Raw genomic sequence first — 20531 nt, forward strand, 5'->3', positions numbered from 1 at the left:
TATTGCCGCTTTCCAAGGGACAGTCGCATCGACCTGAGGGGGTTCTGGATGCGCGGGGTTTATCCTTGTTCCGGCTGGTGTCCGGCATGACCTGCCGTGCGCCGGCGAGCGCAACTTCAATTTCTGGAACACGATGATGGACATCAAGACGACCGGCGCCGCCAATCGACAGCCTCTCACCCGCTTGAGGACCGCGGTCCTTCTTGGCTGCACCGCGCTCGTCGCCCTTGCGCCTTCCGTTTCGTTAGCCCAGCAGGCGGAGGCGGGCTCCACCACGGTTCTCGAGACGATCACCGTCGATGGCGACGGCTCCGCCGCGGGCGTCGACAATGATGCCAAGTCGATCGTCGCGAAGAAGACGACCGCGGGCGGGCGGATGGCGACGGAAATCCTGAACACGCCGGCGACGGTTTCCGTCATCACGGCCAAGGAAATCCAGCTGCGCGGCGCCGAGACCGTCGAGGAAGTGCTGCAATATACGGCCGGCGTCACCACGGACTTCTATGGTTCGGACGACCGCTACGATTTCTTCAAGATCCGCGGCTTCGACGCGACGACCTATCGCGACGGGCTCATTCTCGGCCGTCCCTTCGGCGGCGTGCGGGAGGAGGCCTATGCCTTCGAGCGGGTCGAGGTGCTGAAGGGCGCGAACTCCACGACCTTCGGCGTCTCCGACCCCGGCGGCGCCGTGAACTATGTGACGAAGCGTCCGAGAAGCGAGAAATTCGGCGAGGCCTATGTCACCGGCGGCTCGTTCGACCGCAAGGAAGTGGGCTTCGACTTCGGCGACAACCTGACGGCCGACGACACGCTTTCCTATCGCTTCACCGGCAAGCTGCGCGATGCGGACGCGGAATACGACCACTCGCGGGACGACGAGAAGTTCTTCATGGGCGGGCTCACCTGGCGGCCGACGGACGCGACCAGCCTCACCGTCGTCTACGATCATCTGAACAAGGACGGCGTGCCCGGCAGCGGCGGTCATCCGGTCGGCACGGATTTCGACCGCAGCCGCTTCTTCGGCGAGCCGGACTACAATTATCGCGGCACGAACCGCGACACGGTCAGCGTGATGTTCGATCATGATTTCGGCTCGGGCCTGACCTTCGGCGCGAATGCACGCTACAGCAAGTCCGACACCGATTTCGGCTACGCCTATATTTCCGCGACGCCGACGGACGGCTCGACGACGGCGTCGCGCGCCTTCTTCGGCAACGAGGCCACGAACCGGCAGTTCATCATCGACGCGCATCTGCAATACGAGGCGAGTTTCGACGCGGTGGACAGCCGCACCCTGGTCGGCGTCGAATACAACGACATGAAGGGCGACAACGACACCTGGTGGGGGCCGGCGCCCGGCATCGACTGGACGAACCCGACCTATACGGGCCGGCCCACCGACCTGCCGCTGATCGCCAGCACGCGCAGCGACCAGACGGGCAAGGCGCTCTATATCCAGCAGGAACTGACCTTCTGGGACAAGTTCATCGTCACGGCGGGCCTTCGAAACGACTGGCTCGACCTCAGCGAGACGAACAGGCTGACGGGTGTGGAGAGCGAGGGCGACTTCAGCGAGCTGACGAAGCGCATCGGCCTCACCTATCGCGTCACCGACGAGATCGCGCCCTTCGTCAGCTATGCCGAATCCGTCGCGGCGCCCTCCATCGGCATCGAGCCGGAGCGCGGCGAACAGATCGAGCTTGGGGTGAAATACCAGCCGAACGCCTTCCCGGCACTCATCACGGCCTCGATCTACGACCTGACGAAGAACAACATCACGCGCACCAACCCGGCGACGAACCTGCAGGAGACAATCGGCGAGGTGCGGGTGCGGGGCTTCGATCTTGAGGTGAAGGCGGAGTTGACGCCGAACTGGAGCCTGACGGCCGGCTACTCCTATCTCGACGCCGAGATCGTCGAGAACGGCACCGCCGGCAATGAGGGCAACCGGCCCTATCATGTGCCCAAGCATACCGCCTCGCTCTGGGTCAACTACCTGCTCGAAGGCGACGGCAAGCGCGGCGACATGACCTTCGGCCTCGGCGGCCGCTATACCGGCTCCTACTACTTCAACGACGCGAACACGGTGAAGACGGGCAGCAACTTCGTCGTCGACGCGGCCTTCACCTACAAGGTGTTCGAGAACACCTCCCTCGAAGTGAACGTCTCCAACCTCTTCGACCGCAAGCATGTCGATTACGGCGGCTTCGGCGCAGACTTCTACAATCCGGGCCGCTCGATCTCGGCGACGCTGCGCCAGACCTGGTGAAACAGGTCAGCGGCCCTGCTGCACCCGCCGCCAGGCGGCGGGTGTCTCGCCGGCGATCTGCCGGAAAGCCTTGGTGAGGTGCGCCTGATCGGAAAAGCCGAGCTGGGCGGCGATGTCGGCGATGGTCAGCTCGCTTTCGACCAGCAGTTTCTGCGCAAGGTCGATGCGCTTGCCGAGCTGCCACTGCAGCGGCGTCTTGCCGGTCGTCTGCTTGAAGACATTGGCGAACCAGCTCTCCGAGAGGCCGACCGTCTCGGCCATTTCCGCGACGGTCAGCCGGCCGTCGCTGCGGGCGTTGACGCGGGCGACCAGCCGGTTCATCTGCGCCTGGGTGAGCCGGCCGTTCTGCAGCTCGCCGCCGAGGTCCTGGATGTCGAGCAGGCCGCTGACGATCGTGCCGACCAGGCTCTCGGCATAGAGCGAGTGTTTCGCCGGGTTCGACACTTCGTCGACCAGAAGGCCCGCCAGCGTCTCGATCGCCCCCACATCCTGGATCTCCACCGGCCGGCGCAAGGCGGCGAGTGCCGCCGACGTGCCGACCGCGGGCGACAGGAAGCGCAGCATGCGGTCCTTGTGGAGGTGCAGGTCGAGATGGGAGAAGCGGTGTGCGGAGGTGAAGCTCGTCCAGAGCGGCACGCCGGCCGGCACGTAGACGGCCCGGGTCATCGGGCGGGAATGATCGATCATGCCGCCTTCGCGGTTGGTCATCTTGATGTGCGGCGACACGTCGTTGAAGAAGATCACGATGCGCGGATCGGGCGAAAGGTAGTAGCCTCGCGCGCCGGAATAGCCCTCCGCATCCCAGAAGACGCCCACCAGCCCATCGAGGCTGCGCCATTTCACCGGCGCGAGCACCTTGATGCCTTCTGTATGGCAGGTCATTGTATGCTGGTAGTTCACCGTTCAAAGCCACCCATGTTCGAGCAGTCCTCGCATGTCTCCATGCGTTTGGGTCAGGCGGAGCGCGACGACCCCGCTGCTGGGCGCGCTATGCCCCTTAAAAAAGATGATTAAAACTATCATGTTTTTTTGGCAGGGCAAGACGCCAAGGCAGCGGTCGGGCTGCCAGAGCCATTTGCGCGCTTGAAACATGCTTAGAGCAGAATGCAGGGGCGGGCAATGACGATGCCCGGCCGGGTGAACCATCCGCAACGGCAGCGCAAATTTGATGTGGGCCATGACGCTGGCCCATTTGTCCTTCTTGTCTTGCGCCTTGTGCGCCCGGTTGTGGATGCCGGTGCGGCGGTCGAGTTCATTCGCATCGATATTGAAAGTTTGTCTGCCCCCATCAATCGCGATGCTGTGTAAGGTTTTCCCAATCGGACCGGAGGGTTGGCCGCTGTGGCCATGTGCCGGTTCTGCCGTGCCCTGGGGAAAACCATGGATCTTGAAAAGATCAAGACGCTTCTCGATTTCGTCGGTCGCTCGCGTATCTCGGAACTGACGGTCAGTGAGGCAGGCACGACGGTCGTCATTCGGAACGCTTCGCAGACGGCGGCGGCCGATCATGTGCCTGGGGTGCTGGAACCGCAGGCATCGTCCGCCTCCATCTCGGCAGAGCCGGCCGAGAAATACGATGAGGAGGATGCGCGGATCGTGCGTTCGGCCATGGCCGGCGTCCTCCATCAGGCCGCGAATCCCGGTGCTGCGCCGCTGATCGCCGTCGGCGACGCGGTCGAGGCGGGTCGGCCGCTCTGTATCGTCGAGGCGATGAAGGTCTTCACCACGGTGAATGCGCCCTTCGGAGGAAAGGTCAAGCGCATCTTTTTCGAAGACGGACAGGATGTCGGCTTCGGCGATCCGCTCGTGGAGATCGTCTGATGGGCGCGCCCTTCACCTCCGTTCTCATCGCCAATCGCGGCGAGATCGCCGTGCGCGTCGAGCGCGCCTGCCTGGAGCTCGGGCTGCGGCCGGTCCTCATCGCTTCCGAGGCGGACAGGGCGGGCTGCGCCGGGCCGGACGAGGGCGGGCCGTTGGCCATCGGGCCCTCCGCGCCGTCGCGCAGCTATCTCAACCAGGCGGCCATTCTGCTCGCAGCCCGTGTGACGGGCGCCGAGGCGGTCCATCCGGGCTACGGGTTCCTGTCGGAAAATGCCGACTTCGCCGAGGCGGTGGAAGCGGCGGGGCTCACCTTCGTCGGCCCGCCGGCTTCCGCGATCCGCATCATGGGCGACAAGATCGCCGCCAAGCGGGCGATGATGGCGGCCGGCGTGCCCTGCGTGCCCGGGCCGGGCGAGCCGTTGCCGGAGCGTGTCGAGGCGGTTCGGGCGATTGCCGGGGAGATCGGCTATCCGGTCATCATCAAGGCTGCCGGCGGGGGAGGCGGGCGGGGCATGCGTGTCGTGCGCGAGAGCGCCGAGGTGGCCGATGCCGTCGCCATCACCCGTGAGGAGGCGCGGCGCGCCTTCGGCAGGCCCGAGCTCTACATGGAGAAATTCCTGGAGCATCCGCGCCACGTCGAATTCCAGGTGCTCTGCGACAATCACGGCAATGCCGTCTGGGTCGGCCATCGCGACTGCTCCGTCCAGCGCCGCCACCAGAAGGTGGTGGAGGAAGCGCCGGCGCCGGGCATCGCGCCCGAGCTTGCCGAGCGGATCGGCGCGCGCTGCGCGGAGGCCTGCCGGCAGATCGGCTATCGCGGTGTCGGCACCTTCGAGTTCCTCTACGAAAACGGTGAATTCTACTTCATCGAGATGAACACCCGCCTGCAGGTCGAGCATCCCGTCACCGAGATGACGGCGGGCGTCGATCTCGTGCACGAGCAGCTGCGCGTGGCGCAGGGTGCGGTGCTGGAGGCAAGCCGCTTTGCCGGCACGGCGCACGGCCATGCCTTCGAGTGCCGCGTCAATGCCGAGGATCCCGAAACCTTCGTCGCCGCGCCGGGGCGCATCACCGCGGTGCGCTTCCCGCGCGGTCCGGGCATCCGCGTCGATACGCATGTCTCCCCAGGATATCGCGTTTCGCCCTATTACGATTCGCTGATCGCCAAGGTGATCGTCCATGCGCCGACCCGTGAAGATGCCGTCCGCCGCATGCAGGTGGCCCTGTCCCAGACCCGCATCGAAGGCATCGCGACCAACCTTCCGCTGCACGAACGGATCTTTGCCGATCCCGATTTCGTGCGCGGTTGCGTCGATATCCATCATCTTGAAAAGCGGCTGAGGGAGGAACCCCGTGGCGAGGCGTGACCGCTCGACGGGTCGGAACACGATCGGCGATCTCTCCGATCCCGCCCTTATCTCCACCCTGGCCGGCTGGCTGGAAGGCTCCGGCGCGAACGCGCTTGAAATCATCACGCCGGATGGCGGCGGGCTGAAGATCGTTCTTGCTGCCGGCGCGCGCGCCGTGCGCATCGCCGAAACTGTGCCCGAAGCGTCGGCGGTTCGCCCGGAAGGCCATGCCGTCAGGGCGCCGATGGCGGGCCTCTTCCGCGACAGGCATCCCGCCGCCATGGAGACCGGGCCGCTTGCCGGCGCGGGCAGGGCGCTCGAAGCCGGCGCCATTGCCGGCTTTGTCGAGGTCGGCCCGGTATTGTTGCCGGTGATCGCCTCCAAGGCCGGGATGGTCGGCGAAATCCATGCCCGTGCCGACGGCCTGATCGGCTACGGCGACGCCGTCCTGACGATGGAGCCTTCCCGATGAGCTTTCAGCAAGCCGCACCCGCGTCCATCGTGCCGGATACGGACGAACTGGCAAGAATCTCCTTCATCGGCACGCGCGCCTTCCTCATCGAGGCGCCCGGCGCCTTCGACCTGCCGACCCAGCGGCGCATCTGGGCGCTCTCCCATGCGCTCGAAACCCGTCCGGAGGTAGCCGAGATCGTGCCGGGCATGACGAACCTGCTGGTCATCCTCAAGGAGACGCCGGAAACGCCGGAGGCGGTCGTCCATGCGTTGCAGGAGGAATGGCGGCGTGCGCGGGGCGTCGATCTTGCGGGCCGCGAAATCGAGATCGCCGTCACTTATGGCGGCGAGCATGCGGGCGACCTGCCGGCCTTGTGCGACCTTTCGGGCCTTTCCGACCGGGAGGTGGTGCGCATCCACCATGAGGGTACCTACCGTGTCTTCGCGCTCGGCAGCGCGCCGGGCTTCGGCTACCTGCACGGGCTCGATCCGCGCATCCACATGCCGCGCAAGACCGTGCCATCGCTCCACATGGCGCGCGGCTCGGTGACCATCGGCGGCATGCAGACGGGCGTTGCCGTGCTGACCGGCCCGAACGGCTGGAATTCCATCGGCTTTGCCGAGCTCCAGATGTTCGATCCCATGGCCGCCGCCCCGGCGGTCATGGCCCCCGGCGATACCGTGCGTTTCCGCCCCGAAAGGATCGAGCTGTGATCGAGATCGTCGCAACGGGACCGTTGAACACGGTCCAGGACCTCGGCCGGCCCGGTTACCGCAACATCGGCGTCACGGCCTCGGGCGCAATGGACCCGCTGGCGCTCAGGATCGGCAATGTGCTTCTCGGCAACGCGCCCGGCGCAGCCGGCATCGAAGTGCAGACCTTTCCCTTCCGGGCGCGCTTTTCGGAGGGCGGTGCCTTTGCCATCACCGGCGCGGACTGCCGCGCGACGCTCGATGGCGTGCCGCTGCCGCCCTGGTGGACGGCCGGGGCGGCGCCGGGCCAGATGCTGGAGCTCTTCCCGCCGCTGAAGGATGCGCGGGCCTATCTCTGCCTTGCCGGCGGGGTGGCTGTGGCACCGGTCATGGGCTCGCGCAGCACGTCGCTGCGCGGCGGCTTCGGCGGGCTTCAGGGCCGGGTGCTTGCGACGGGCGACCATATCGCGACGGACAGGGCCACCGATGGATTCCTGCCCGAGGGCGGCTTCGGGGTCGTGCCGCCGGCAGTGGCGCTGAAGGATGCCTTCCCCGTCGCGGAGGGCGGTGCATTGCTCATTCGTGCGTTGCCTGCCGGCGAGCATGATCTGTTCGGCGCGGACGCGCAGCGCTTCTGGCGCCAGCTGTGGAAGATTTCCGCGCGCAGCGACCGCACCGGCTATCGGCTGAGCGGCGACCCGATCCATCCCACCGAGGTGGTGGAGATGCGCTCGCACGGCGTCGTGCCCGGCGTCATCCAGGTGCCGCCGGCGGGCGAGCCCATCGTCCAGATGAGCGACGCCAACACCGCGGGCGGCTATCCCAAGATCGCGGGCGTCATCGAAGCCGACCTGTGGCGGCTCGGGCAGGCGCGCATCGGCTCGCTGCTGCGCTTCGTCCCGGCGACGCATGCGGAAGCAAGGGCCGCGGAACAGGCGCTCGCGGCCTATATCGCAGATGTGCACAAGACTGCCCGGCTGGTGCGCCAGGCGCTTGCAGGCATGGCTTAGGAGATAAACATGCAGGTCGACCTCAATTCCGACATGGGCGAGGGCTTCGGCCCCTACCGGCTCTGCGACGACGCAGCGATGATGGATGTCGTCACCTCCGCCAACATCGCCTGCGGCTTCCATGCCGGCGATCCCGACACGATGGTGCGCATGGTGCGTCTGGCACGGGAAAGGGGCGTCGATGTCGGTGCCCATCCCGGCCTGCCGGATCGCCAGGGATTCGGCCGCCGGGAACTGCCCTTCGGGCCGGACGAGCTGCGCCAGCAGATGCTCTACCAGCTCGGTGCGCTGACCGCGATCGCCAAGGCCGAGGGCGTCACGGTCTCCCATCTCAGCTTCCATGCGGCCATGGGAAACATGGTCAACCGCGACCCGGCGCTCGCCGCCGCGATGATGCAGGCGATCCGCATGGTCGACGGCGACCTCATCGTCTTCGCCACGGCGGGCAGCGTGATCGAGGGCGCGGCCATCGAGGCCGGGCTGAAGACGCTGACCCTTTTCCTCGCCGACCGCGCCTATGACGCGAAAGGCGCACTCGTGCCGCGCGGCCAGCCCGGCGCGCTCGTCAAGGACGAGGCTTCGGTTCGCGCCCGCGTGCGGCAGTTCCTTCTCCACGGCACCGTCACGGCCATCGACGGGACCGTCATCCCCATGCGGGCGCGGTCCATCCTCGTCCACAGCGATACGCCCGGCTCGCTCGAGCTTGCCCGCACCGTGCGCAGCGAAATCGAGGCGGCCGGCGGCACTGTAACGCCCGTCTCGAAGCTTCTGCGCTGATCTTTTCTCCGCTCCATCGAAAGCAACCGCCATGCCCGCCATTGCCGACCGTCTGAAGAACGTTTCCGTCTCCGCCTCTGCCGCCATGACCCAGCGCGCCCGCGACCTCGCGGCCAAGGGTGTCAGGGTCATCAGCCTGTCCTCCGGCGAGCCGGATTTCGCGACCCCCGCCAACGCCATCGAGGCGGGCCATGCCGCGGCGCTGGCCGGCGATACGAAGTACCCGCCGCTCGACGGCACGCCGGCGCTGCGCCAGGCGATTTCCCGCAAGTTCAAGCGGGACAACAATCTCGACTACGACCCCTCGGAGATCGTCGTTGCCGGCGGCGGCAAGCAGATCATCTTCAACGCCGTCATGGCCACCTGCAATCCGGGTGACGAAGTCGTCATCCCGTCGCCCTCCTGGATCAGCTACGCGGATATCGTGAAATTTTCCGGCGGCGTGCCGGTGCCGGTCGACTGCCCGCAGCAGAACGGCTTCAAGCTGCGCGCCGACGACCTTGACGCCGCGATCACGCCGCGCACCAAATGGCTGTTCCTCAATTTCCCGAACAATCCGACGGGCGCCGCCTGCTCGCGGGCGGAAATGAAGGCCATCGCCGAGGTGATGCTGAAGCACCCGCATGTCTGGATCATGACCGACGACATGTACGAGCACCTGATCTATGACGGCTTCGAGTTCTGCACCATCGCCGAGGTGGAGCCGCGGCTGAAGGATCGCGTGCTGACGGTCAACGGCGCGTCCAAGGCCTATGCGATGACCGGCTGGCGCCTCGGCTTCTGCGGCGGGCCGAAGGATCTCATCAGGGCGATCAGCAATGTCAACGGCCAGAACAGCGGCGGCACCTCGACCATCACGCAGGCCGCCGTCGCGGCCGTGCTCGACGGACCGCAGGATCTCCTGAAGGAGCGGGCGGCAATCTACAAGACACGGCGCGACTTCGTCGTGGAAAGGCTCGGCGAGATCGAGGGCATCCGCTGCCACAAGCCGGAAGGGGCCTTCTACGTCTTCCCGAACATCGCCGAACTCATCGGCAGGACGAGCAAGGGCGGGCGCAGGATCGAGACGGACACGGATTTCGTGCTGGCCCTGCTCGACGAGCACCACGTCACGACCGTGCAGGGCGCGGCCTATGGCATGAGCCCGTTCTTCCGCATCTCCTATGCCACCGGCATGGAGCAGCTCGACGAGGCCTGCGGGCGCATCGCCGAATTCTGCGCGGGTCTGCGCTAATCCTGGCCCTTGAGGCGTGCGGTCAGCTCCATGAGGATCGACCGCACCGCCAGGGCGGGCTCGGAGAGTTCGCTCTGGTCGGAAACGCACAGGGAAAGCGTCTCCTCGATCCGCGGCGTCAACACGCGCGAGACGATCGGCTCGGAGGATTCGGCGACGATGCGCTCGGCAATGGCGCGCGGCATGATCGTCGCCCCCACGCCCCGGCTGACGGCACGGCCCAGCGTGCGCACGATCTCCACCTCCGCCACGACGTTCAGCGACAGGCGGCCGCGGGTGAAGGCGAGGTCGATGGCGCGGCGCACGAAATTGTAGGGCGGCGGCAGGAGGAGGGGGAGGTCGTTCAATGCGCTCACCGGCAGCGGCGTTTCACCCGGTTCCATGCCGAAATCGCTATGGGCGACGAGATGGAATTCCTCCGTGAAGACCGGCTCGAAACGCACGCCCTTGATCGGCCCGGTGCCGTGGATCAACGCCATTTCCAGCCGGCCGTTCATGATCATCTGGCTGTAGGTCTGGCCGACGCTTTCCGTGAGATGCAGGAGGATGCCGGGATGGCGTTTGCGCGTTTCGGTGAGAAGATCGACGGAGAGCGTCGCCGCGCTCGAAAACGGCACCAGGCCGACCGAGACGCGCCCGACCAGCGTGGAGCCGGCCGCCGTCACGTCCGCCTGCGCCTGGTCCATCTGGCGCAGGATGATCTGGGCATGGCGATAGACCGCCTTGCCCGCCTCCGTCATGGAGACGCCCTGCTGGCTGCGGATCAGGAGCTTCTGGCGGAAATGATCCTCCAGCGCGGCAAGCTGCTGGCTGAGCGCGGGTTGGGCGATGTGCAGCACGTCGGCGGCGCGCGTGATGCTGCCGGTATCGACGATGACGATGAAGGATCTGAGACGCCTGATATCCATATGCCGAGCCTGTGACGAATGGTGCCGCATGTTACAGGCCCGAGGGGCGGGAGCAAGCCCATAAGGCTTCCTTATCCATCCAGATTCAAACGGTCTTATCCAGAGCCGGAAAGCTTCGCTACTCTCGCTTTCAACAACAGGGGAACCACAATGTCCTTTTCCGACTACAGAACCGCGCTCGTGACCGGTGCTTCCTCCGGGATCGGCGCTGCGGTCGTCGAACGGCTCCGTCGCGAGGGCCTCGAAGTGCATGCCGTCGCCCGCAGCGCGGGTGCCCTGCAGGACCTTGCCGCGCGCACGGGCTGCATTTCCCATGCCATCGACGTCACGGACCGCGCTGCGCTCGCAAGGCTCTGCGGCGAGGTCGAGTTCGACATCCTCGTCAACAATGCCGGCGTCGACCGGCCGAAGAAATTCCTGGAGGCGGAGGATGGCGACATCGACCTTCTCGTCGATGTCAACCTGCGTGCCGTCCTCCACCTTTGCCGGCTGGTCGTTCCGGGCATGGCGGCGCGTGACCGCGGCCATGTCGTCAACATCACCTCGATCGCCGGCAACTACAATTTCGGCGGCAATTCCATCTATCACGCCACCAAGGCCGGCGTCGCCATGCTCTCCAACCAGCTGCGCCTCGACACCTTCGGCAAGCGCGTGCGGGTGACGGAGATCTGCCCCGGCCGTGTGGCGACCGACATCTTCAACCATGTGCATGGCGACGATCCGTCGATCCGCGAGCGCTTCATCGACGGCTTCGAGCTGCCCCAGGCTTCCGACATCGCCGATGCCATCGCCTTCGCCATCGCCGCCCCCGTCGCCGTCAATATCGGCCATATGGAAATCACCCCGACGCTCCAGGTGATGGGGGGGCTCCAGACGGCCCGCCCGCAGGAGCGCCAGCCGTGAAGGGCTTCGACCTCACCGCCATCCTCGGCAACCCCGAATACATGGCCATGCTGGCGCACGGCATCGAGATGACCTTCATCATTGCGATCTGCTCCTGGCTGCTGGCGATGAGCCTTGCGCTCGTGCTGCTCGCCATCCGCTTCTCGCCGGGCCGCATCGGCAATTCGATCGTGGCGGCTTACGTTTCGTATCACCGCAACGTGCCGACGCTGGTGCAGCTCATGCTCTGGTATTTCGGCATCTTCACGATCCTGCCCTCGGCCTTGTCCGACTGGCTGACGGCCCATTCGGCGGAAATGATCTTCGCCATCGTCGGCCTCGGCCTCTGCCAGGCGGCCTATTTCAGCGAGGACCTGCGCTCCGGCCTGCGCTCGATCAGCCCCGGCCAGATGGAGGCGGCCCGTGCGCTCGGCCACGGCTATATATCGGCCATGCGCAACGTACTGATCCCGCAGGGGGTGCGCAACGCGCTGCCGGCGCTCGTCAACCACAGTGTCTCGCTGTTCAAGAATTCGAGCCTTGCCATCGTCATCGGCGCGCCGGAGCTCAGCCACGCGGTCAAGGAGATCGAGAACCTCTCCTTCCGCACCTTCGAGATCTACCTGATCGGCACGGTCCTCTACCTCGTCTTCTCCCTGATCATCATGGCCGGGGGAGCCTGGCTCACCAGGCGCGCAGACCCGCTGAACGGAGCCGCACGATGATCCACGACATCATAGCCATCATCGACGAATACTGGCTGCTGCTCCTCATCGGCCAATATCCGAACGGTCCGCTCGGCGGTCTTGCCAACACGCTGATCCTCTCGGCGCTCAGCATCGTCATCGCCTTCCCCTTCGCCATCCTGCTCGCCTTCGCGCGGCTTTCGAAATACCGCGTGCTGCGCTGGCCGGTCACGGTCCTGGTCTATGTGACGCGCGGCGTGCCGCTGCTGATGCTGGTGCTGTGGAGCTATTTCCTCGTGCCGCTGCTCACCGGCGCGGACGTGCCGAGCTTCCTGACCATGCTGACGACGCTGGTCGTCTACCAGGGGGCGTTCCTCAGCGAGATCATCCGCGCCGGCATCGTGGCGCTCGGACCGGGGCAGATGGATGCGGCCCGTGCCCTCGGCCACGGCTGGTTCGGCGCCATGCGCTACGTCATCCTGCCGCAGGCGCTCTACAACATGATCCCGAGCATGCTGTCGACCTTCGTCGCGACCATCAAGGACACGACGCTCGGCTATGTCATCAACGTGCCGGACCTCACCTTCGCCGCCAGCCAGGTCAACAACCAGCTGCTCACCCAGCCCTTCCAGGTCTTCCTGATCCTCGCGCTCACCTACTACGTGATCTGCTGGTCGCTGACCGCGCTCACCAATGTCGTGGAGCGGCGCATCACCCGCCGCCGCGCCGGCCTCGCCGCCCCGCGGCGCCAGCTTTCCCTGATCACCAACGCCACGGAGCAGCCATGACCGCTTCAGTATCCGCCCCCGCGAAGGATCAGACGATCCGGCTTGCCGATGTCCGCAAGAGCTATGGAGACTTCGACGTGCTGAAGGGCATCGACGCCACGGTCTCGCGCGGCGAGGTGGTCGTCATCTGCGGCCCCTCCGGCTCGGGAAAATCGACGCTCATCCGCACCGTCAACCGGCTGGAGGAGATCAACAGCGGCTCGATCTTCTTCGAGGGCCAGGATATCCACGCGCCGCTCAAGGGCCGCGAGCTGAACCGCCTGCGCAGCCGTATCGGCTTCGTCTTCCAGAGCTTCAACCTCTTCCCGCATCTGTCGGCGGTCGACAATGTCGCCATGTCGCCGATCCGGGTGAAGGGCGTGCCTGTGGCCGAGGCGCATGAGAAGGCGCTGAAGCTGCTCGACCGGGTGGGCCTGCGCGAAAAGGCCAATTCCTATCCCGCGCAGCTTTCCGGCGGCCAGCAGCAGCGCGTCGCCATCGCCCGTGCGCTCGCCATGGAGCCGCCCGTCATGCTCTTCGACGAGCCGACCAGCGCGCTCGATCCGGAAATGGTCGGCGAGGTGCTGAGCGTCATGAAGTCGCTGGCGGCCGAGGGCATGACCATGATGTGCGTGACGCACGAAATGGGTTTTGCCCGCGACGTCGCCGACCGCATCTGGTTCATCGACGGCGGCCGGATCATCGAGACGGCGACGCCGGACGAATTCTTCAAGAACCCGAAGCATCCCCGCGCGCAGCGCTTCCTCGCGGACCTGCGCCACTAATACCAAGCAACGAAGGAGAACAGCCAATGACGTATCAGCATCTCATCCTCGCAGCGACCGTCGCGGCCGCCGCGCTTGCCGGCCCTGCCAGGGCCGATCAGCTCGACGACATCCTCGCCAACAAGACGCTGCGCTGCGCGACCTTCGCCGACGTGCCGCCTTTTGCCGCGCCGGATACGCAGACCCGCGAAATGGTCGGCTTCGACGTCGACCTGTGCGGCGCCATCGCCCGCGAACTCGGCGTGAAGGCCGAGATCAAGCCGGTTTCGGTGGAGGCCCGCGTGCCGGAGGTCAAGCTCGGCCGCGTCGACATCACCGTTGCGAACCTCGCCTATACCCAGAGCCGTGCCGAGCAGATCCAGTTCAGCGATCCCTATTACCTCGCCAAGGAAATGCTGATCGTTCCGGCCGATGATCCCGGCACGTCGAAAGCCGACTATGTCGGCCAGCGCATCGCCTCCACCAAGGGCTCGACCTCGGAAATGTCGATCAAGCTCAACAAGTCCGAGCCGTTGACGTTCCAGGACACGGCATCCGCCTATCTCGCCGCCCAGCAGGGCAAGGCGCGCGGCATGGTCGCCAACACCATGACGACGACCAAGCTGGTCAACGAGTCCAAGACCAAGGGCCGCGAGATGCGCATGATCGAAGAGCCCATGCTGTTCCAGCCGATCGGCATCGGCATGCAGCAGGACCAGCCGGCGCTGACGGCCAAGATCAACGAGGTCCTGCGCAAGCTGGACGAAAGCGGCGAGCTCAACAAGATCTGGGACAAGTGGCTTGGCCCGGACACCGAATACAAGATGACCCGCACCGACAAGGTCGTGCCGCTTTCCGAACTGAAGTTCGACCAGATCCCGTAAGGGGTCGCGCGCAAGCGGCCTCCTTTCCGGCGTGAATCGAGCAACCCGGCGGCGGGCGCCGCGCCCGCCGCAACGACTACCCATGGGAAAAATCATGACGCATATCAAGAAAATGCCCGCTCGCCCGAGCGCCGCCGAGATCGAGGCGCTTGCGAAATTCTCGCCGGCGACCATTCACGAGGCGCAGGGTCGCCGCGGGGCGCTTTCCTCGCGCATCAAGCCGGTCGACTACCGCATGAAGCTTTGCGGCCCGGCCTTTACCGTGCGCTGCGCGCCGCGCGACAACATCATGCTGCAGCTCGCGATCAACTACGCTCAGCCCGGCGATATCATCGTGGTTTCGGGCGGCGAATACGAGGAGGCCGGCTCCTTCGGCGACGTGCTCGCCAATGCCTGCCTCGCCAAGGGCATCGGCGGCCTTGTGACCGACAGCGGCGTGCGCGACTCGCTGCAGCTGCGCGAGCTGGGCTTCCCGGTATTCTCGCTCAGCGTCTGCATTAAGGGCACCGTCAAGGAGACGCTGACCTCCACCAACGACCCGATCGTCGTCGGCGGCGAACTCATTCATCCCGGCGACATCATCGTCGGCGACGCCGACGGCCTGGTCGTCGTGCGCCGCGGGGAGGCACTTGAGGTGGCAAAGCTCTCGCAGGCCCGCGAAGACGCCGAAGCCGGATACATCGCCGACTACAAGGCCGGCAAGTCGGTCATCGAGGTCAGCAAGCTCGAAGCCGTGCTGAAGGCCAAGGGCCTGACCGTCGAGGCGTGAGCGGGATCGAGCGGCTGCAGGCCGGGCTATACCCGGCCGCGTGCAATCCTCAAGCCTGGTTGAACCGCGAGATGAACTGGTCAAAGCGCTCGTTGACGCCGCCGCGGAACAAGTCCAGCGGCGGGCCTTCGGCTTTGATCCGGCCCTGCTCCAGGAACACGATCCGGCTCGATACGTCTCGGGCGAAGGCCATTTCGTGCGTCACGATCAGCATCGTGCGTCCTTCCGCCGCCAGATCCCGCATGACCTTCAGCACTTCGCCAACGAGCTCGGGATCGAGCGCGGAGGTGGGTTCGTCGAAGAGGAGGCCCCGGGGCTTCATGACCAGGGCGCGCGCGATGGCCGCCCTCTGCTGCTGGCCGCCGGACAGCTGGGCCGGATAGGCTTTTGCCCGATCGATCAAGCCGACGCGCCGCAACATGGCTTCCGCCTCCTCGCGCACCTCGCCGCGACCGCGCCGTTGGACATGGATGGGCGCCTCCATCAGGTTTTCGAGCACGGTCATGTGGCTCCAGAGGCAGAAATTCTGGAACACCATCGCCACCTGGGTTCGCAGGCGATCCACCTGCCTGCGATTGCCGATATGGAGGGCGTCGCCGCTTTGCCGCAGATCGACCTGTTCGCCGAAGATCTGCAGCCGCCCCGCTGACGGAAGCTCCAGGAGGTTGAGACAGCGCAGGAAAGTCGACTTGCCCGAGCCGGATGCACCCAGGATGGAGATGACCTCGCCCTCATGGGCGCGGAAGTCGATGCCTTTCAGCACCTCGATCGCGCCATAGCGCTTGTGGAGGCCATCGACCGCGATGGCGGGAACCGTGGAAGCATTGTCGGCAGCAGCCGGGCGGGAGGCGGAAGCCATCTGGTTTCTCCGTATGGACGAGGTCAGGCGCGACGATGGGCGTGGTGGGCCTGGAGTTGCCGTTCGAGAAGCGCGAAGGCCGCGCTCATCAGGAAGGTCAGGGCGAGATAGATCGCCCCGGTGACGATGAAGATCTCGAAGATGCGATAGGTCGAGGAAATCAGCTTGTGCGCGATGCCGGTCAGCTCCGTCAGGGTGATGATGCTTGCCAGCGAGGTCGCCTTGATCATCAGGATGGCCTCGCTGCCGTAGACGGCCAGGCCCTGGCGGAGGGCGATGGGCCAGATGATGCGACGGCGCAGCAGCAGGCCCGACATGCCGCAGGCGCGCCCCGCCTCGATCTCGTGCGCCGGCACTGCCTGGATCGCGCCGCGGATGATCTCGGCCGTATAGGCCGAGGTGTTGAGCGCAAGGGCGAGGATGGCGCACCAGTAGGGTTCGCGAAGGAAGGGCCAGAGGGCCGAGTGGCGCAGCGGGGCGATCTGACCCAGGCCGTAGTAGATCAGGAAGATCTGCAGCAGGAGAGGGGTTCCACGAAAGAGTTCGACATGGGCCTTCGCGACCCATCGCAGCGGCGCGAAGGCGCTGCCGGCGGCGCCGGCGACGAAGACGGCGAGGGCGAAGCCGATCGAGAGGGACAGTGCCGCAAGCTGGAGCGTCAGCGGCAAACCCGACAGCAGCTGGCCGAGGACATCCGTCAGAAAGGGCCAATCCAGCATCAGCGTCTCCAGGGTTTGGCGAGGTGGCTTTCCATCCGGTTCAGCCCGGCGCCCGTGGCGCGCCCGATGACCAGGAACATCGCGGCCGCAATGGCGTAGAACAGCAGGGGCTGGCGGGTCGAACCCGCGGCGGTACCGGCCTGGCGCAACAGCTCCGTCAGCCCGATGACCGACAGGAGCGATGTTTCCTTGATCGCGGACTGCCAGATGTTGCCGAGCGCAGGCAGGGCGAAACGCAGCGTCTGGGGAGCGATGATGCGGCGCAGGAGCAGGAGTTTCGACATGCCGCACGCGGTGCCCGCCTCGATCTGGCCGCGGTCCAGCCGAAGATATGCGGATCGATAGGCTTCCGTCTGGTAGGCACCGGATACGATCCCGATCGCAAGGACACCGATGACGAAGGACGGCAGAGAATAGAAGCCGGGAAATCCTCCCGTGTTCATGAGCGTCGTCAGGACGACGCTGCCGCCGAAATAGAAGAGATACACCACGAGGATCTCGGGCACGCCGCGGAAGACCGTGGTATAGGCCTGGCCGATCAGGCGCAGGGCGCGCGGCCGGGCGAGCTTGAGGGTAGCGCCGCCAATTCCGAAAACGCTTCCCAGCAGGAAGCCGCAAAGGGCGGCGGCGATCGTGACGCCTGCGGCCTTCAGCAACGGAAACCCCCAGCCTTGCGGCCCGAATCCCAGCAATTCAAACATGCCCGACGTCATGGAACAGCCTCGTCTTTGCGCAGCGGCCGGTGCAAGCGGTCGACCGTGAAGGGAGCGAGCGTCGCCTCCAGGGTTCCGGAGACAAGCGAACGCGCCACCGCTTCCCCAACGGCGGGGGCAAGCTGGAAACCGTGGCCGCAGAAGCCAAACACATGCCAGAGGCCGGGATGCAGGCGGCTGGGGCCGATGAAGGGTATTCCGTCGTCGGTCGCTCCTTCGAGGCCGGTCCAGGTCCGCACGACGGGCACGCCCGCCAGGCCGGGAAAGGCCGCAACCGTGGCCGCGGCGCTCGATGCCATCCGGTCCATGACGGTGAACGAGGTGTCTTCGCTCAGGCAGGGCTTGCCGAGTATCCCACCGCCGATGACCAGCGAGCCGACCGCGCTCTGCTTGAAGGAGAGGGGCTGGTCGATGCCGATGACGACAGGGGCGATGAATGGTTTCACCCGCGCCGTCACCATCATGGAAAGGGCCAGGACCGTGATCGGCAGCGTCTCGCCGAGGCGTGCCGCGATGTCCGATCCCCAGGCGCCGGCGCAGTTGAGCACCCACTCCGCCTCGATCCTGCCCGCATCCGTATCGACGCGCCATCCGCCGAGGGGTTTGGCGGAGAGGTCGCGCACGGTGCACCGCTCAAGAATCCGGACACCGGCACCTTCCGCAGCCTTGCGGAAAGCGCGTGCGGAATTGGCGGGGTTTGCGTGCCCGTCGCGCCGGGAAATCAGGCCACCATGTGCGGAGCCGGCAAGGCCGGGCAGGAGCCGGTGAAGCTCGTCAGGCGCGATCAGCTCTTCGGATTCTATTCCCCGACCGCGCATCGCCCGCGCCCGCGCCGCGCACCATTGCAGCTCGGCCGCATCCATCGCCAGCGCAATCTGCGATGTGCCGAGCCGGACCTCGCAGGCTTCGGCCGCGTCCTGCCCCACGAAGTCCGCAAGATTCGCCCATATCTCCATGGCCCGCAGGGAAAGCGGATATTCGCGGATATCGCGCATCAGCGACCGAAGGCCACCCGCATTGACACCCGAGGCATGCCGCCCCGCCAGGTTCTTCTCGACCAGGGTGACCTGCCAACCGGCACGCGCGAGAAACAGGGCAATCGAGCATCCCTGCAAGCCGCCGCCGATAATGAGCGCATCGCAGCCGTTCCTATGCATGGACGTCGTCTCCGGTGATCTCTTCCGGCTTGTCGTCCAGCGACTCGACCTGCGCCAGCGCCGGATCGAGCCCCGTCATGCCGGCAAGCGCGCCGAGCGGAAGGGGCCGCAGCGGTGGCCTTGCGCGGAACGGGCTCGGCGGCATCGGTCGGCCGGGCTCTGCTTCCGCGAGAAGCCGGGCCAGCGTCGCCGCGCAGTTTCGGCCCTGGCAGGGCCCCATGCCGCAGCGCAGGAGCCCGCGGATCAGGTTCATGTCGGCAGCCCCGTTCCGGATCGCGGCACGTAGCGAGCCCGCCGTGATTTCTTCGCAGCGGCAGACGATGGTCGCGTCATCGGGCAGCCGTGCCGCCAGGCCGGGCGGAAACGCTGCGTCGAGGAAGGGGCGTGCTGCCAGGGTGCGCCGCACCTCGGCTTCGATCCGATCCGGCCCCCCCTGTTTCCGGGCGATACGACCGAGGTCGGCGAGGATGGCTCGCGCGGCATGACGCCCGTGCGCGGCCGCGGCGTCGGCGCCGCCGATCCGGCGTGCGTCGCCTGTGATCCGTATCCTGCAGGGGCCCGTCGTGAACGATGGGCAGGGCGCCATCCGCGCCCGACCATCGCGCGCCGTCCTGGGGCGCCAGCTCGCATCGTCCCGTTTCCACTCGAGAGCAAGCCCTGCGGCATGCGCCAGGTCCGTGGACGGTACGATCCCGTCGTGCACCACGAGGAGGTCGCAGGGAATATCCATGGTTTTTCCGCCGGCAAGCAGGCGGACGGATTCGAGATGCTCGCCGCCCAGCGCCTGAAGCCCGGATATGCCGGTCCGCATCGGGATGCCCGCAAGCCGCAACCGGGCAAGCCAGCCCACCCCCTTGGCGAGGGCCGGGATCCCGGCCGGTCGAACCCGTTTGAGAGCGGCAAGCTTGTCCCCGAGCCGGTCCGTGCGGGCAATCAACACCGGCTTTACGCCGAGACGCCGCAGCTGGTCGGCAAGCAGAAAGATCAGCGGGCCGGTTCCGGCCAGGACGATCCTTCCCTCCGGCTTGAGGCGTCCGGCCTTCATCAGGGTCTGAACCGCCCCGGCGGTCATCACGCCGGGCAGCGTCCATCCCGGAAACGGCGTCGGGCGCTCCATCGCACCGCTGGCGAGCACGACATGCGGCGCACGCAGGTAGCCGGCCGTGTTGCCCCTGAGCCAGCCGACCGTACCGTCTGCCCGCAGATCCCAGACCGTGGTGCCGGGCCGGAAATCGATGCCGGGCGCTGCCCGAAACCGCTCGATCAGGGCAAGGCCGGCCCTGTAGGCCGGCCCGAGGGCCGAGAGCAGCGCGTCCGTCCGGGGGCGTGCCTGCATGTTGGCTTCCAGCGAACGAAAGATCTGCCCGCCGGGTAAGGGCTGCATGTCGAGCACGATTACCCTGCATCCCGCAGACGCCAGCTCGATTGCGGACGACATTCCGGCAGGACCTGCCCCTATGACGATCACGTCTGCATCGGGAGCCGGGGTCATTGGAATTCCATGCCGGCGATGGCGGCAGGCCCATCCTGGGTGTGAAGCCTCATGCCATCCTCGACCTCGCTCAGGCAGGCCTGGCGGCTTCCGACGCCGTCGATCTCGATCAGGCAGTCGAAACAGTGTCCGATCATGCAATAGGGCAGTCGTCGCGCGCCGCTGACCGGTGTCGTGCGGAAGTGGCCGACACCAGCGCGCAGAAGGCACGCCGCGATGGTTTCGCCGGCCCGCGCCGGTATCGCCCGGCCATCCAGATAAATGGTCATCGTTGCCTCGGTGGAGCCGATGGGCGCGAACATGGTGCTACCTGCGCATCGTTGAA

Annotated in this window: 23 protein-coding genes; 15 read left to right on the top strand and 8 right to left on the bottom strand. The window is 66.3% G+C overall.

All coding sequences use genetic code 11. The features are described from left to right. Positions 1-136 precede the first annotated feature (136 nt). Positions 137-2269 carry a TonB-dependent siderophore receptor gene (locus WMC41_RS22700; RefSeq protein WP_432348934.1) on the top strand — a complete coding sequence of 711 codons (2133 nt, stop codon included), beginning with the start codon at positions 137-139 and terminating at the stop codon, positions 2267-2269. A gap of 6 nt (positions 2270-2275) precedes the next feature. On the opposite strand, the gene WMC41_RS22705 is transcribed toward WMC41_RS22700, so the two are convergent. Next, positions 2276-3169, bottom strand: a complete 894-nt coding sequence (locus tag WMC41_RS22705) for a helix-turn-helix domain-containing protein (protein ID WP_432348935.1) — start codon at positions 3167-3169, stop codon at positions 2276-2278. 219 nt (positions 3170-3388) lie between these two features. Here WMC41_RS22705 and WMC41_RS22710 point away from each other — a divergent pair, with 219 nt between their 5' ends. The 8 genes from WMC41_RS22710 (at position 3389) to WMC41_RS22745 (ending at position 9606) form a co-directional block, all read left to right on the top strand. Then, positions 3389-3577, top strand: coding sequence for a hypothetical protein (locus tag WMC41_RS22710; RefSeq protein ID WP_432348937.1), 189 nt, complete (start codon positions 3389-3391; stop codon positions 3575-3577). Positions 3578-3649: 72 nt separating this feature from the next. Next, complete coding sequence (locus WMC41_RS22715; protein WP_432348939.1) at positions 3650-4090, top strand: acetyl-CoA carboxylase biotin carboxyl carrier protein; 441 nt, start codon at positions 3650-3652, stop codon at positions 4088-4090. Further along, positions 4090-5457: an acetyl-CoA carboxylase biotin carboxylase subunit gene (locus WMC41_RS22720; RefSeq protein ID WP_432348940.1), complete on the top strand. Its 1368-nt coding sequence runs from the start codon at positions 4090-4092 to the stop codon at positions 5455-5457. The genes WMC41_RS22715 and WMC41_RS22720 overlap by 1 nt, the downstream gene beginning before the upstream one ends. After that, positions 5444-5911, top strand: a complete 468-nt coding sequence (locus WMC41_RS22725; protein WP_432348942.1) for a hypothetical protein — start codon at positions 5444-5446, stop codon at positions 5909-5911. Before WMC41_RS22720 ends, WMC41_RS22725 begins: the two co-directional genes overlap by 14 nt. Then, entirely contained in the window at positions 5908-6606 is a 699-nt protein-coding gene (pxpB, locus tag WMC41_RS22730) for a 5-oxoprolinase subunit PxpB (RefSeq protein ID WP_272807597.1), read from the top strand. Before WMC41_RS22725 ends, pxpB begins: the two co-directional genes overlap by 4 nt. Continuing rightward, entirely contained in the window at positions 6603-7595 is a 993-nt protein-coding gene (locus WMC41_RS22735; RefSeq protein ID WP_432348944.1) for a biotin-dependent carboxyltransferase family protein, read from the top strand. The genes pxpB and WMC41_RS22735 overlap by 4 nt, the downstream gene beginning before the upstream one ends. Positions 7596-7604: 9 nt before the next feature. Further along, positions 7605-8372, top strand: coding sequence for a LamB/YcsF family protein (locus tag WMC41_RS22740; RefSeq protein ID WP_432348946.1), 768 nt, complete (start codon positions 7605-7607; stop codon positions 8370-8372). A 31-nt stretch (positions 8373-8403) separates the two neighbouring features. Beyond that, entirely contained in the window at positions 8404-9606 is a 1203-nt protein-coding gene (locus WMC41_RS22745; RefSeq protein WP_432348948.1) for a pyridoxal phosphate-dependent aminotransferase, read from the top strand. On the opposite strand, the gene nac is transcribed toward WMC41_RS22745, so the two are convergent. After that, positions 9603-10514: a nitrogen assimilation transcriptional regulator NAC gene (nac, locus tag WMC41_RS22750; RefSeq protein WP_432348951.1), complete on the bottom strand. Its 912-nt coding sequence runs from the start codon at positions 10512-10514 to the stop codon at positions 9603-9605. The genes WMC41_RS22745 and nac overlap by 4 nt on opposite strands. 150 nt (positions 10515-10664) lie before the next feature. Between nac and WMC41_RS22755 the strand changes: the two genes are divergently transcribed. The 6 genes from WMC41_RS22755 (at position 10665) to WMC41_RS22780 (ending at position 15266) form a co-directional block, all read left to right on the top strand. After that, positions 10665-11417 (top strand): SDR family oxidoreductase, encoded by a 753-nt coding sequence (locus WMC41_RS22755; protein ID WP_288079077.1) that lies wholly within the window; start codon positions 10665-10667, stop codon positions 11415-11417. Next, the gene (locus tag WMC41_RS22760; RefSeq protein ID WP_432348953.1) at positions 11414-12121 is read left to right on the top strand and encodes an amino acid ABC transporter permease; all 708 of its coding nucleotides are present in this window, start codon (positions 11414-11416) and stop codon (positions 12119-12121) included. The genes WMC41_RS22755 and WMC41_RS22760 overlap by 4 nt, the downstream gene beginning before the upstream one ends. After that, entirely contained in the window at positions 12118-12870 is a 753-nt protein-coding gene (locus WMC41_RS22765) for an amino acid ABC transporter permease (RefSeq protein WP_244766223.1), read from the top strand. The genes WMC41_RS22760 and WMC41_RS22765 overlap by 4 nt, the downstream gene beginning before the upstream one ends. Continuing rightward, positions 12867-13634: an amino acid ABC transporter ATP-binding protein gene (locus tag WMC41_RS22770; RefSeq protein WP_432348956.1), complete on the top strand. Its 768-nt coding sequence runs from the start codon at positions 12867-12869 to the stop codon at positions 13632-13634. The genes WMC41_RS22765 and WMC41_RS22770 overlap by 4 nt, the downstream gene beginning before the upstream one ends. A gap of 26 nt (positions 13635-13660) precedes the next feature. Then, entirely contained in the window at positions 13661-14497 is an 837-nt protein-coding gene (locus WMC41_RS22775) for an ABC transporter substrate-binding protein (protein ID WP_244766225.1), read from the top strand. 94 nt (positions 14498-14591) lie between these two features. Continuing rightward, the gene (locus tag WMC41_RS22780) at positions 14592-15266 is read left to right on the top strand and encodes a 4-carboxy-4-hydroxy-2-oxoadipate aldolase/oxaloacetate decarboxylase (RefSeq protein ID WP_432348958.1); all 675 of its coding nucleotides are present in this window, start codon (positions 14592-14594) and stop codon (positions 15264-15266) included. Positions 15267-15315: 49 nt separating this feature from the next. Here the strand turns inward: WMC41_RS22780 and WMC41_RS22785 are convergent, their stop codons facing one another. From WMC41_RS22785 to WMC41_RS22810, 6 genes are read right to left on the bottom strand one after another with little or no spacing between them, the layout of a single operon-like run. Then, positions 15316-16125: an ABC transporter ATP-binding protein gene (locus WMC41_RS22785; protein ID WP_432348960.1), complete on the bottom strand. Its 810-nt coding sequence runs from the start codon at positions 16123-16125 to the stop codon at positions 15316-15318. Between the two features lie 23 nt (positions 16126-16148). Next, positions 16149-16844: an ABC transporter permease gene (locus WMC41_RS22790; RefSeq protein ID WP_432348962.1), complete on the bottom strand. Its 696-nt coding sequence runs from the start codon at positions 16842-16844 to the stop codon at positions 16149-16151. Further along, the gene (locus WMC41_RS22795; RefSeq protein ID WP_432348964.1) at positions 16844-17557 is read right to left on the bottom strand and encodes an ABC transporter permease; all 714 of its coding nucleotides are present in this window, start codon (positions 17555-17557) and stop codon (positions 16844-16846) included. The genes WMC41_RS22790 and WMC41_RS22795 overlap by 1 nt, the downstream gene beginning before the upstream one ends. After that, positions 17554-18714: an NAD(P)/FAD-dependent oxidoreductase gene (locus WMC41_RS22800; RefSeq protein WP_432348966.1), complete on the bottom strand. Its 1161-nt coding sequence runs from the start codon at positions 18712-18714 to the stop codon at positions 17554-17556. The genes WMC41_RS22795 and WMC41_RS22800 overlap by 4 nt, the downstream gene beginning before the upstream one ends. Continuing rightward, positions 18707-20206, bottom strand: coding sequence for an FAD-dependent oxidoreductase (locus WMC41_RS22805; protein ID WP_432348968.1), 1500 nt, complete (start codon positions 20204-20206; stop codon positions 18707-18709). Before WMC41_RS22805 ends, WMC41_RS22800 begins: the two co-directional genes overlap by 8 nt. Further along, complete coding sequence (locus WMC41_RS22810; protein ID WP_244766232.1) at positions 20203-20508, bottom strand: (2Fe-2S)-binding protein; 306 nt, start codon at positions 20506-20508, stop codon at positions 20203-20205. Before WMC41_RS22810 ends, WMC41_RS22805 begins: the two co-directional genes overlap by 4 nt. Between the last annotated feature and the right edge of the window lie 23 nt (positions 20509-20531).

Origin of the sequence: Shinella yambaruensis (assembly GCF_050859155.1) — a bacterium.
Taxonomy (GTDB): Bacteria; Pseudomonadota; Alphaproteobacteria; order Rhizobiales; family Rhizobiaceae; genus Shinella; species Shinella yambaruensis.

Excerpts from the sequence above, each read along its gene's own strand:
- WMC41_RS22700 (WP_432348934.1), top strand. The coding sequence starts at position 137 with ATGGACATCAAGACGACCGGCGCCGCCAATCGACAGCCTCTCACCCGC.
- WMC41_RS22710 (WP_432348937.1), top strand. The coding sequence starts at position 3,389 with ATGACGATGCCCGGCCGGGTGAACCATCCGCAACGGCAGCGCAAATTT.
- WMC41_RS22715 (WP_432348939.1), top strand. The coding sequence starts at position 3,650 with ATGGATCTTGAAAAGATCAAGACGCTTCTCGATTTCGTCGGTCGCTCG.
- WMC41_RS22720 (WP_432348940.1), top strand. The coding sequence starts at position 4,090 with ATGGGCGCGCCCTTCACCTCCGTTCTCATCGCCAATCGCGGCGAGATC.
- pxpB (WP_272807597.1), top strand. The coding sequence starts at position 5,908 with ATGAGCTTTCAGCAAGCCGCACCCGCGTCCATCGTGCCGGATACGGAC.
- WMC41_RS22740 (WP_432348946.1), top strand. The coding sequence starts at position 7,605 with ATGCAGGTCGACCTCAATTCCGACATGGGCGAGGGCTTCGGCCCCTAC.
- WMC41_RS22745 (WP_432348948.1), top strand. The coding sequence starts at position 8,404 with ATGCCCGCCATTGCCGACCGTCTGAAGAACGTTTCCGTCTCCGCCTCT.
- nac (WP_432348951.1), bottom strand. The coding sequence starts at position 10,514 with ATGGATATCAGGCGTCTCAGATCCTTCATCGTCATCGTCGATACCGGC.
- WMC41_RS22755 (WP_288079077.1), top strand. The coding sequence starts at position 10,665 with ATGTCCTTTTCCGACTACAGAACCGCGCTCGTGACCGGTGCTTCCTCC.
- WMC41_RS22765 (WP_244766223.1), top strand. The coding sequence starts at position 12,118 with ATGATCCACGACATCATAGCCATCATCGACGAATACTGGCTGCTGCTC.
- WMC41_RS22770 (WP_432348956.1), top strand. The coding sequence starts at position 12,867 with ATGACCGCTTCAGTATCCGCCCCCGCGAAGGATCAGACGATCCGGCTT.
- WMC41_RS22775 (WP_244766225.1), top strand. The coding sequence starts at position 13,661 with ATGACGTATCAGCATCTCATCCTCGCAGCGACCGTCGCGGCCGCCGCG.
- WMC41_RS22780 (WP_432348958.1), top strand. The coding sequence starts at position 14,592 with ATGACGCATATCAAGAAAATGCCCGCTCGCCCGAGCGCCGCCGAGATC.
- WMC41_RS22785 (WP_432348960.1), bottom strand. The coding sequence starts at position 16,125 with ATGGCTTCCGCCTCCCGCCCGGCTGCTGCCGACAATGCTTCCACGGTT.
- WMC41_RS22790 (WP_432348962.1), bottom strand. The coding sequence starts at position 16,844 with ATGCTGGATTGGCCCTTTCTGACGGATGTCCTCGGCCAGCTGCTGTCG.
- WMC41_RS22795 (WP_432348964.1), bottom strand. The coding sequence starts at position 17,557 with ATGACGTCGGGCATGTTTGAATTGCTGGGATTCGGGCCGCAAGGCTGG.
- WMC41_RS22800 (WP_432348966.1), bottom strand. The coding sequence starts at position 18,714 with ATGCATAGGAACGGCTGCGATGCGCTCATTATCGGCGGCGGCTTGCAG.
- WMC41_RS22805 (WP_432348968.1), bottom strand. The coding sequence starts at position 20,206 with ATGACCCCGGCTCCCGATGCAGACGTGATCGTCATAGGGGCAGGTCCT.
- WMC41_RS22810 (WP_244766232.1), bottom strand. The coding sequence starts at position 20,508 with ATGTTCGCGCCCATCGGCTCCACCGAGGCAACGATGACCATTTATCTG.